At 69.3% G+C, this 9,999-nt stretch carries 13 protein-coding genes; all 13 read left to right on the top strand.

Going from position 1 to position 9,999, the window contains the following annotated elements:
• Positions 1-3 precede the first annotated feature (3 nt).
• The 13 genes from G9U51_RS08275 (at position 4) to G9U51_RS08215 (ending at position 9,969) form a co-directional block, all read left to right on the top strand.
• A complete protein-coding gene (locus G9U51_RS08275; protein WP_166195893.1) occupies positions 4-960 on the top strand; it encodes a hypothetical protein in 957 nt (318 codons plus the stop codon).
• Entirely contained in the window at positions 960-2,384 is a 1,425-nt protein-coding gene (locus G9U51_RS08270) for a hypothetical protein (RefSeq protein WP_166195891.1), read from the top strand. The genes G9U51_RS08275 and G9U51_RS08270 overlap by 1 nt, the downstream gene beginning before the upstream one ends.
• Positions 2,381-5,299: a phage tail protein gene (locus G9U51_RS08265; RefSeq protein WP_166195889.1), complete on the top strand. Its 2,919-nt coding sequence runs from the start codon at positions 2,381-2,383 to the stop codon at positions 5,297-5,299. The genes G9U51_RS08270 and G9U51_RS08265 overlap by 4 nt, the downstream gene beginning before the upstream one ends.
• An 11-nt stretch (positions 5,300-5,310) precedes the next feature.
• The gene (locus tag G9U51_RS08260; protein ID WP_166195885.1) at positions 5,311-5,544 is read left to right on the top strand and encodes a hypothetical protein; all 234 of its coding nucleotides are present in this window, start codon (positions 5,311-5,313) and stop codon (positions 5,542-5,544) included.
• The gene (locus G9U51_RS08255) at positions 5,541-6,029 is read left to right on the top strand and encodes a hypothetical protein (RefSeq protein WP_166195883.1); all 489 of its coding nucleotides are present in this window, start codon (positions 5,541-5,543) and stop codon (positions 6,027-6,029) included. Before G9U51_RS08260 ends, G9U51_RS08255 begins: the two co-directional genes overlap by 4 nt.
• Positions 6,026-6,391, top strand: coding sequence for a hypothetical protein (locus tag G9U51_RS08250; RefSeq protein ID WP_166195881.1), 366 nt, complete (start codon positions 6,026-6,028; stop codon positions 6,389-6,391). The genes G9U51_RS08255 and G9U51_RS08250 overlap by 4 nt, the downstream gene beginning before the upstream one ends.
• A gap of 64 nt (positions 6,392-6,455) precedes the next feature.
• Entirely contained in the window at positions 6,456-7,232 is a 777-nt protein-coding gene (locus tag G9U51_RS08245; protein ID WP_166195879.1) for a peptidoglycan-binding domain-containing protein, read from the top strand.
• Positions 7,229-7,948 carry a putative peptidoglycan-binding domain-containing protein gene (locus G9U51_RS08240; RefSeq protein ID WP_166195877.1) on the top strand — a complete coding sequence of 240 codons (720 nt, stop codon included), beginning with the start codon at positions 7,229-7,231 and terminating at the stop codon, positions 7,946-7,948. Before G9U51_RS08245 ends, G9U51_RS08240 begins: the two co-directional genes overlap by 4 nt.
• On the top strand, positions 7,945-8,310 hold the full coding sequence (locus tag G9U51_RS08235; RefSeq protein ID WP_166195875.1) for a hypothetical protein: 366 nt from the start codon (positions 7,945-7,947) through the stop codon (positions 8,308-8,310). The genes G9U51_RS08240 and G9U51_RS08235 overlap by 4 nt, the downstream gene beginning before the upstream one ends.
• A gap of 354 nt (positions 8,311-8,664) precedes the next feature.
• Entirely contained in the window at positions 8,665-8,877 is a 213-nt protein-coding gene (locus G9U51_RS08230; protein ID WP_166195887.1) for a hypothetical protein, read from the top strand.
• Positions 8,878-8,888: 11 nt separating this feature from the next.
• Positions 8,889-9,122, top strand: coding sequence for a hypothetical protein (locus tag G9U51_RS08225; RefSeq protein WP_166195885.1), 234 nt, complete (start codon positions 8,889-8,891; stop codon positions 9,120-9,122).
• The gene (locus tag G9U51_RS08220) at positions 9,119-9,607 is read left to right on the top strand and encodes a hypothetical protein (RefSeq protein ID WP_166195883.1); all 489 of its coding nucleotides are present in this window, start codon (positions 9,119-9,121) and stop codon (positions 9,605-9,607) included. Before G9U51_RS08225 ends, G9U51_RS08220 begins: the two co-directional genes overlap by 4 nt.
• Positions 9,604-9,969 (top strand): hypothetical protein, encoded by a 366-nt coding sequence (locus G9U51_RS08215; RefSeq protein ID WP_166195881.1) that lies wholly within the window; start codon positions 9,604-9,606, stop codon positions 9,967-9,969. The genes G9U51_RS08220 and G9U51_RS08215 overlap by 4 nt, the downstream gene beginning before the upstream one ends.
• Positions 9,970-9,999: the final 30 nt, after the last annotated feature.

Here is a 9,999-nt window from a genome sequence, read left to right as displayed (position 1 = left end):
GCCATGGCACTGATTCCCGCGTATGCCGTCGACGGCGGCCGCGTTCCCGCGTCGATGCTGCGGATGGTGCTGTGGGCTGCCACGGGCGGCGCGAACGGGATCGTCACCAGCAGCGACCTTCGGGTGTCGGCGTTGTCGACGCCGGGCGCTGCGGTGAACGTCGGCCCTGGTGGCGCGCTGCTGGCGAACCGGTTCTCGGGGGCGCCGGCGTCGCAGTCGTATGCGGCGATCAATGACGCCACGGTGCAGGTGTCGATCCCGGCCACCGGGTCGTCTGGTGGGCGCACCGACTACGTCATCTTGAAGATCGACGACTGGCACTTCGACAACTCCCAGGCACCAGCGGACCCGCTCGCGGCGCTGTACTGCTCGCTGCAGCGCGTCGGCTCGATCACCGGGCTGCCGTACCCGTTCGTGCCGCTGGCAAAGATCACCATCCCCGCCTCGACAGGGGCAATCACGGGCGCGATGATCACCGACCTGCGGACCTTGGCTCGCCCGCGCAAGGAAAGGGTGCTGCTGCCGAACCCGAACACGGCGGCCGGCATCGAAACCCTCACCGCGACCACGACCGAGTACTTCCCGAATCAGGGCGGCGGCCGCCGGGTGGACATCCCCTCGTGGGCGACCCGGGTGGCGATCCGCGCTGACTGGCTGCAGATGATCGCCCCGGCCGGCAACTGCCAGGGCTCCCTGTGGGTGGGGTGGGGTGACTGGACCGGCACCGATTTCGAGCAGCACACCCAAACCTTCGCGTTCGACAACGTCGCCGCCACCAACGCTTCCCGTATGTCGGTAACGGTGGCGGAGGAGATGTACATCCCGCCGAAGTATCGGGGCGTGCAGAACGTCAGCTTCCAGATGCAGGGCCACCGCAACAGCACGTCGGTGCTCGGGTTGAAGGCCGACAACTGGTCCGGGTCCGTGCTGGACCTGGAGTTCAAGGAGACCGCTGACTGATGGCCGGGTGGCGGTACTTCGCGACCCGCCTCAATGGTGACGGCACCGAGACCTACCTGGCCGGCGACCTGCCGCTGAAGGACGTGCAGATCTCCCAGGTGCTGTCCGGGGTGGACAACCTGGACGCGACGGTCCCGGTCGAGCACGACCGGCTCCGGGCGGCCGGGGTGGATTACGGGATCTTCGTACCGTGGTCGACGGCGGTGTATGCCGAGCTCGACGGGGTGATCCGTGCCGGCGGGATCGTCGTCGACGTCGACCTCGACGGCCCGTCGCTGAAGCTTTCCTGTGACGGGTTCACCGGGTACCTGTCCGGGATGCCGTACGGCGACGTCACGAACCTGGTGCAGGTCGACCCGCTGAAGGTCGCCGGGATGATCTGGGGCCACGTGCAGTCCCAACCGGGCGGCAACCTCGGCATCCGCCTGGACATCGACCCGCCCACCTCCCCGATCCGGCTCGGACTGCTGCCGGTCGAGCAGTGGCCGATGCTCCGGAACGGCTCCACCGGGTACCCGCTGCTGCCGGAAGGCTCCCGGTTCCGCTACACCTGGCCCAAGACCACCGCCGACGCCGAGGAGAAGATCGCTTACGGCGTCGCCACACGCACGTTCTCACCGATCAGCGGCACCGCCCGGTGCGTGTACCGGCGGATCAGCGACGGCGCGGTGGCCGAGCAGACCAAGACGACCGCGACGCTGCCGGCCGGGTGGGAGGTCCTCGGTCGCATCGTCGACGAACAACCCCAGGCCGCCGACGACGGGTCGGCTTGGGAGCCCTACAAGCTGGAGTGGTTCGCCGATTTCGACCTGGGTCAGCGCTGGGCCGACCTGGCCCAGCTGGGCCGGTTCGACTACTGGGTGGAGCACGCCTGGGGCGACGCCGACGGGATCACCGCTGGCGGCACGGTCTACCTGACCCACACGCTGCATGTCGTCTACGGCGGCATCGGGCGCCGCCGCGAGGACTTGCGGTTCGTGGTCGGGGAAAACGTGCAAGTCGTCCCCGCGGTCGAGGTGCGCGGCGTGGAGTATGCCGACGAGATCATCACCCTCGGCGCCGGCGAGGGCCGAGCCATGGTCCGCGGCACCTGGCGCGGCGACTCCCCCAGGCTGCGCCGCCCGAAGGTCGTCACCGACAAGCTGCTGCGCACCACCGCCGCAGCCAACCGGGCCGCCGCCACCGAGGGCGCCCGGATCGCCCCAGACGTGCGCGGCGACGTCAAGCAACTCGTGGTCCGCCACCACCCGAACGCGCCGCTGGGCTCATGGCAGCCCGGCGACCAGATCCGCCTGGTCGGCGCCGTCTCCGGGTGGGCCTCCCGCCTCGACCTGTGGGTGCGCGTCCTGGAAACCCAAATCAGCCCCGACACCGGTGACGTCGCCACCCTGACCGTCACCCGATCGGAGAGGGCAGCACCATGACCGATCCGCGGGTACGCCGACTCGCCCGCGAGATCGCCGACCTCCGCAAGGCCCAGGCCGCCCAGAACGCCCCCCAGCTCGCAGCATCCTCGATCGAGGACGGCGCGATCGAGGCCTATGACCGCGACGGGCAACTCACCCTGCGCGTGGGCCTGCAGCACGACGGCACGCACACCAATGCCGTCCTCGCCGGCCCACCCCCACCGGCCCCGGCGGGCTTGACTGCGACCGGCGGGCAACTGTCGGCCACGGCCACCTGGGACGGCACCTTCGTCGGTGGCGCTGTCGCCCCGATGGACCTCGCCCGCATCGAGGTGCACACCACCACCGCCGCGGTGCTCCTGCCCGACACCGGGCCCGGATCACAAACCCGGGTCGGCACCATCGAAGCGCCCGCCGGCGCGTCTGTGACGTTCGCGGCCGCGCCCGGTGAGGTGTGGGTGTGGCTGGTCGCCCGCTCCCAAGCCGGGAAGGTCTCACCCCCGGCCGGACCCGCCAAGGTGACCGTCACCTCCGCGGTCGACCCGGCCATCTTCGCCCAGCTCACCAAAGACCTCGAGGCAGCCCGTGCCCGCCTCGCCGACGCCGAGCAACGCCTGACCGCCGCCCAGGCCGAACTCGACGCCAACGACGGCCGCATCACTCAGGCGCTCGCGGACATCGCGGCGAACAAGACCGCCATTTCCGACGCGATGGCCGGTCTCGCCGCAGCGCAGGTGGACCTGTACCAACCGGGCGGCACGGTCGACCAGATCAAGACCACCCTCACCGCCGCGCAAGTCACTGCCGATGCCGCGCAGACCACCGCTTCGGGCAAGAACCAGATCCTGTGGTCCACCGCCGACGCGCCCGTCTCCGCGGCCGGCACCCGGACCGGCGACGTGTGGAACAAGTACGTCCTGGCGGGCAACAAGACCACCATTGTCGCGTCGTGGACCTCCGACGGCACCAGCTGGAAGCCGTCCGGGATCTCCGAAACCTACGTCCCGCAGATCGCGATCGGCACCGGCACCTACGGCGAGCTCGACGGGTTGCGGCTGAAGGCAAAGTCGGTGCAGGCCAACGCGATCCTGGTCGACGGCTCGGTCGGCACGGTGCTGATCGCTGACGGCGCGGTCGACGCGACCAAGGTCAACGCGCAGTCCGTGGCCGCCGCAACTGGCGCGTTCATCAAGCTGAACGTCGACCAGATCGTCGCCAACTCCGGCACCTTCTCCAGCGCGGTGGCGGCGCGGATGTTCACCGACATCTTCACCGCGAACAAGATCACGGCGAACGAGATCGACGTGCAGAGCGTGGCGGCCGCGACCGGCGCGATCATGAAGCTCGACGTCGGCCAGCTCACCGTCACCGACACCAGCAGCTTCGCCGCCGCGGTCGTCGACCGGATGTGGGTCAACCTGTTCGCCGCGAAGAAGGTCACCGCCGACCAGATCGACGCCGGCAGTGTGGCGGCCGCGACCGGTCAGTTCGTGAAAATCAACGCCGACCAGATCAACGGCGGCTGGCTCAACGCCTCCATCGCCATCTCCTCCCAAGGCGGCATCACATCCGGCGACTGGCTCGCCAAGTGCGCCCGCATGGACGGGGCCGGCTTCTCCACCTACCAGGTCGCTGAGGACGGCTCCCAGTACCTCACCACCAACCTCGGTCGGTCCGACGCACCCGACACCCTGTCGATCTACCCCGGGCCCAACTCGCCGCCGGTGTTCGAGGTCACCCAGGACGGGATCGTCACCGCGGAGGACGCGTTCATCCGACAGGACCCGGTCATCGCCGGGATGCCGCTGCTCGGACAACTCAACGACGCCAACTCCGACGTGGGCTGGCTCGACCTGCTCCCCCGCGGCGTCATCGCCACCGCCGACTTTGCCCACGCCGGCCTCGCCACCCAGAACTTCTCGACCACGGGCGGGTCGTCCCTGGCGTATGCCGGGCTGGGGTTCATCTCCGCGACGGTGCTCCCCGGCCGCACCTACCGGGTGTCGATGCCCTACGCCTACTACGTCACCTCCCTGACCGGCGGGTCCACCCCGGCACGCGCCGGGATCCAGGTCACCTGGACCGGCGCCGACGCCACCGCTGCCGAGCCAGCCAACCCGACCACGTCCAGCACCCGCCTGCACGACATGCTGGTGAGTCACACCGCCGCGACCCCTACCGGGTCGAGTGCGGCACCAGTGGCAGGCAAGATCTCGTTCGAGTGGATGCCGAACGTGCAGTCACCGACCAACGTGAAACTGCTGGTCGCGCTCGCGGCGCAGTACTGCACGATGACCAGCGCCGGGTCCGCGGTGCACTGGCGGTGCACCATCGAGGACACCGGCGTCGTGGTGGCTGACACCGCCACGCTGGTCGCTCAGTCCTCCCAGCCACCGCCGAAGAAGACCTACACCACCATCTGGCGGGCCAGCGACTCTCAGGGCTACTACGGGTCCGGCTCAGTGGCGTCGTTCTACACCGGCAAGAACCTGCTCCCGTCCGGGTACTACTCGTCCACCACCGGGAATGCCCGGTCGGCAATCGTGTTCAACGGCAACGGAATCCAAGGCGAGGCCAAGACCATCTCCTCGGCTCTGTCCGGGGCGACGCTCACCAAGGCCGAGATCTACATGCTGTCGCTGCACTGGTATATGCCGACCGGCGGCTGGGCGAGGTTCACGCCCCTGAACGGCACCACCCTGCCGTCAACCCTGGCGTCGGTGACCGGCACACCCGTGGTGTCGAAGAAGTGGACGGCACGGGTGCAGGGCCTGTGGGTCACCGTGCCGACGTCCTGGTTCTCCGGCTCGAAGACGGGCTTCGTCGTCGGCCCCGCCGGCGACAACTCCCAAGCGAACTACGGCTACTTCGCCTCCCACGCTCATCCGACGGTCACCAACCGGCCGCTGCTGCGCCTCACCTACACCCGATAGGAGCCACCGCTATGCCCACCGGTATCGACCCCACCCAACTCGGCGACGCCGACCTCGCCTCCCTCGCCGAAGCCCTCGAGCAAGAGAACCGCAAACGCGGCATCCGCGCCCGCGCCGTCGCCCAGGTCGAGAAAGTCCTCGCCGAGTACGACGTCGCCGGCGGCGACCCCACCGAGCTCGTCGCCGCCGCCCAGGCGTGGGTGAAGGACCACACACGCGCCGACACCGCCGAGGCCCCGCAGTGACCGGCAAGCGGGCCGGTGCGATTACCTGGCAGCGCGGTGGGTCCCGCACCCGGGACCTGCCCGCGGCGTTCGTCCGAGTCCTGATCATCGCGTCCATGGTGCAGGCCTCGCAGCGTGCCCTGGACTACCTGACCGACCCGCCGATCACCTCCACGACCTACGCGATCGTCGAGCAGCTGCTCACGATCCAAGGATGGGGGTGGCTCATCGTGGCGAGCCTCACCGTGCTCGCGGTCGGGATGGCCGGCGGGTGGCTGCTGCTGCGCTGGCTGGGACACCTGATGCTCGCCCTCACCTACGGGACTCTGATGACGGGCATGTACTGGCAGATCCTGTCCGAGACGAGCTTCCCGTGGGACGGGTTGCGCGGCCCGGGCGGCCTGCTGCTCGTGTTCGTGTTGCACGCGCTGCTCGCCTGGCGGCGCACCCAGGACATGCAGGACGCCATGGTCGCCCGCGACCGCCGCAAGGGAGCTCGGCAGTGATCGGCGGGGTTGACCTCGAGGCGTACCTACTCGCGCTCGGCTCTGCTGTAGCCGCGCTCGGAGCGCTGCTAGCGGTGTTTTCCAAGACGGTTCGGCAGTTCGTCACCGAACGGCGAGAGGCCCGCAAGGAGCGCGTCGACACGGTCCGGGCGAGCCTGCGCGAGCAGGTCGCCTACCACCAGGGGCTCGCCGACGCGCGGTCCCAGGAGCTGCAGCAGCGCGACCGGCTCGCCTACATCCACATCGCCCAGGACCGGCAGATGTACGCCGCGCTGCTGCAGTCCAACCCGGCCGAGGCCAAGCGGATCGGTCCACCTACCCCGCTGTTCCTATCCGACTCTCCGACCGAGCCGACCACCTGACCATACGGTCGGACCACTGAAACCCCCTGCGGCGCAGGGGGTTTCGTCATGAAAGGAGGCGCCCATGTCGGCGCTGACCATCCTGTCCCGCAACGGCATCCGCGCCAACGCGGACGCCCTGATCACCGCCGCCAACAAGGTCGGCGTCCCCTTGTGGATCGCTGCCGCGTTCTGTGAGCAAGAGTCCGGCGGCGCCAACGTGTACGGCAACGACCGCGGCGGTGCCATGGCCGGCGCCGGCGCAGTCACAGAAACCAACTACCGGCAGTTCCTCCAACTGGTCAACAGCGGTCACACCAGCAACGGCGTCGGCCCGTTCCAGATCACCTACAAGGGCTACTTCGCCCAAGCCGCCCAGCAGGGCCTGCGGCTGTGGCTGCCGCTCGACAACATGATCTTCGGGCTGCGGATCGTCAAGTCCTACCTCGGTGGCCACACCGACGACGCCACCCTGAATCGGGCCGGGCAGCGGTACAACTCGGGCCGGCCCGACGGCGCCCCCTTGTATGGCGCCTCGATCGTGAAGCGCGCCACCCGGTGGCGTGGCCTGCTCGCCGGCGTCAGCACCACCCCGGCGACCCCGCCAACCACGACCGCACCGGCCGGGTTCAAGGCGGGCGCGACGCTGCGCCGCGGCTCCACCGGTTACCGAGTGAAGGCCCTCCAACAGGGCCTGCGCGGCCGCTTCAACTCACAGGTCGCCGTCGACGGCGACTACGGCGCCTACACCGAGGGCGCCATCAAAGCCGTGCAGAAGCTCGGCCGCCTCCAGATCGACGGGGTCTGCGGCCCCGCCACCCAGCAGTACCTCTACTCACGAGGAGTCGTGATCCCCCAATGACCTACCGCAGCATCGCCACCAGCCAACCGCAGGTCACCCACGAGACGATCCGCAGTTTGTTCGTTGAGCGCGTGTTCGTCCCGGCCGCCGGCAAGGCCGCCCTGGTCTACGAGGACGGGGTCTACGACCCGGTCGACTACGGCAAGCACGTCGACCAGACCGCCGCCGGCTACCAGAAGACCTGGCACACCGAGCTCGCCCAGTGGTTCGGCCAGACGGTCGCATTCGCCGCCGACCTCAACTGGACCGGCGCCGGTTCAGAACGCGACTGGTTCTACGCGAACATCGTCCCCAAGCTGAAGCACTGGGGGCTCGGTTTCCACTGGGAAACCAATCACCTGCACATCGACGTCGGCCAATATTCCAACGACGGCGCCCGCTGGTACCGAGGCGGCTGGGAGGGCAAGCCCGCCTGGGACCGGTCCTCGGTCATCGCCTGCGACGGCGTGTGGGGATACAGCACCACCCGATCCCTGCAGAAGCTGCTCAAGGTCGCCCAGACCGGCTCCTTCGACCGGGCCACCATCGTCGCCCTGCAGAAGTGGCTCATCGCCCGCGGCGCCCGAGTGAAAGCCGACGGCATCGTCGGTCCCGCCACGAAGGCCGCCATGCAAGCCGCGCTCGGCACGAGCTCACCTTGGGGGTCGACGTGGTTCACCACCGTGCTGCAGGTCCGACTCAACGCCACCCACTGGAACGGAAGGGGCAAGCTATGACCAACACATCCACTGACAGCTACACCAAGCCGCAGCCCGTCGCCAAGAGCTACCGTATCCAAGCGGCACTCACTGGCGTGTCGACGGCGCTCGTCGGTGCCGGCGCGCTGAGCCAGAACGAAATCGTGACGTGGGCGGCGTTCATTGTCAGCGTCGTCGCTGCCGGGTGGGCCGGATATAACGGCACCAGCAGTGGTGTTGCCTCGCAGGTCGTGCCCAACTCCGACGTCGCCGCATATCGTGCTGCCGGCGGCGCGCTCGTCGCCGGACCCGCAGCCGACGTCGGGCTCGGTACTCCGGTCGAGCAGCCCGTCGCACAGGCCACCGCGACAGACGACCCGGCGGGACCGGGCCAGCCGTGACCGAGCCGCTCGCCGCGGTCCTCGCGCCCGACCAGTCGTATGCCGCCACGGTCACCCGGGTGATCGACGGCGACACCCTCGACGCAGACGTGACCCTCGGCTCGCTCGAACTGGCGGGACTGGCCATCATGCTCGTGCTGCAGGAGCTGCGCATCCGGCTGCGCGGGTGCAACGCCGCCGAGATCCGCACCGAGGGCGGTAAGGCCGCGAAAGCTCACCTGGCTGAGCTACTCCCGGTCGGCGCACCGATCACCCTCACCCGGGTGACGCCCGCTGCACTGGTATATGCCGACCGGCGGCTGGGCGAGGTTCACGCCCCTGAACGGCACCACCCTGCCGTCAACCCTGGCGTCGGTGACCGGCACACCCGTGGTGTCGAAGAAGTGGACGGCACGGGTGCAGGGCCTGTGGGTCACCGTGCCGACGTCCTGGTTCTCCGGCTCGAAGACGGGCTTCGTCGTCGGCCCCGCCGGCGACAACTCCCAAGCGAACTACGGCTACTTCGCCTCCCACGCTCATCCGACGGTCACCAACCGGCCGCTGCTGCGCCTCACCTACACCCGATAGGAGCCACCGCTATGCCCACCGGTATCGACCCCACCCAACTCGGCGACGCCGACCTCGCCTCCCTCGCCGAAGCCCTCGAGCAAGAGAACCGCAAACGCGGCATCCGCGCCCGCGCCGTCGCCCAGGTCGAGAAAGTCCTCGCCGAGTACGACGTCGCCGGCGGCGACCCCACCGAGCTCGTCGCCGCCGCCCAGGCGTGGGTGAAGGACCACACACGCGCCGACACCGCCGAGGCCCCGCAGTGACCGGCAAGCGGGCCGGTGCGATTACCTGGCAGCGCGGTGGGTCCCGCACCCGGGACCTGCCCGCGGCGTTCGTCCGAGTCCTGATCATCGCGTCCATGGTGCAGGCCTCGCAGCGTGCCCTGGACTACCTGACCGACCCGCCGATCACCTCCACGACCTACGCGATCGTCGAGCAGCTGCTCACGATCCAAGGATGGGGGTGGCTCATCGTGGCGAGCCTCACCGTGCTCGCGGTCGGGATGGCCGGCGGGTGGCTGCTGCTGCGCTGGCTGGGACACCTGATGCTCGCCCTCACCTACGGGACTCTGATGACGGGCATGTACTGGCAGATCCTGTCCGAGACGAGCTTCCCGTGGGACGGGTTGCGCGGCCCGGGCGGCCTGCTGCTCGTGTTCGTGTTGCACGCGCTGCTCGCCTGGCGGCGCACCCAGGACATGCAGGACGCCATGGTCGCCCGCGACCGCCGCAAGGGAGCTCGGCAGTGATCGGCGGGGTTGACCTCGAGGCGTACCTACTCGCGCTCGGCTCTGCTGTAGCCGCGCTCGGAGCGCTGCTAGCGGTGTTTTCCAAGACGGTTCGGCAGTTCGTCACCGAACGGCGAGAGGCCCGCAAGGAGCGCGTCGACACGGTCCGGGCGAGCCTGCGCGAGCAGGTCGCCTACCACCAGGGGCTCGCCGACGCGCGGTCCCAGGAGCTGCAGCAGCGCGACCGGCTCGCCTACATCCACATCGCCCAGGACCGGCAGATGTACGCCGCGCTGCTGCAGTCCAACCCGGCCGAGGCCAAGCGGATCGGTCCACCTACCCCGCTGTTCCTATCCGACTCTCCGACCGAGCCGACCACCTGACCATACGGTCGGACCACTGAAACCCCCTGC

It is taken from the genome of Metallococcus carri (assembly GCF_011440275.1).
GTDB lineage: Bacteria > Actinomycetota > Actinomycetes > Actinomycetales > Dermatophilaceae > Metallococcus > Metallococcus carri.
The sequence above is the reverse complement of the archived record's forward strand: the minus strand, read 5'-3'. Positions and strand labels throughout refer to the sequence as shown.

Bases quoted from the DNA above. Each gene is read 5' to 3' on its own strand.
- G9U51_RS08275 (WP_166195893.1), top strand. From the start codon at position 4: ATGGCACTGATTCCCGCGTATGCCGTCGACGGCGGCCGCGTTCCCGCG.
- G9U51_RS08270 (WP_166195891.1), top strand. From the start codon at position 960: ATGGCCGGGTGGCGGTACTTCGCGACCCGCCTCAATGGTGACGGCACC.
- G9U51_RS08265 (WP_166195889.1), top strand. From the start codon at position 2,381: ATGACCGATCCGCGGGTACGCCGACTCGCCCGCGAGATCGCCGACCTC.
- G9U51_RS08260 (WP_166195885.1), top strand. From the start codon at position 5,311: ATGCCCACCGGTATCGACCCCACCCAACTCGGCGACGCCGACCTCGCC.
- G9U51_RS08245 (WP_166195879.1), top strand. From the start codon at position 6,456: ATGTCGGCGCTGACCATCCTGTCCCGCAACGGCATCCGCGCCAACGCG.
- G9U51_RS08240 (WP_166195877.1), top strand. From the start codon at position 7,229: ATGACCTACCGCAGCATCGCCACCAGCCAACCGCAGGTCACCCACGAG.
- G9U51_RS08235 (WP_166195875.1), top strand. From the start codon at position 7,945: ATGACCAACACATCCACTGACAGCTACACCAAGCCGCAGCCCGTCGCC.
- G9U51_RS08225 (WP_166195885.1), top strand. From the start codon at position 8,889: ATGCCCACCGGTATCGACCCCACCCAACTCGGCGACGCCGACCTCGCC.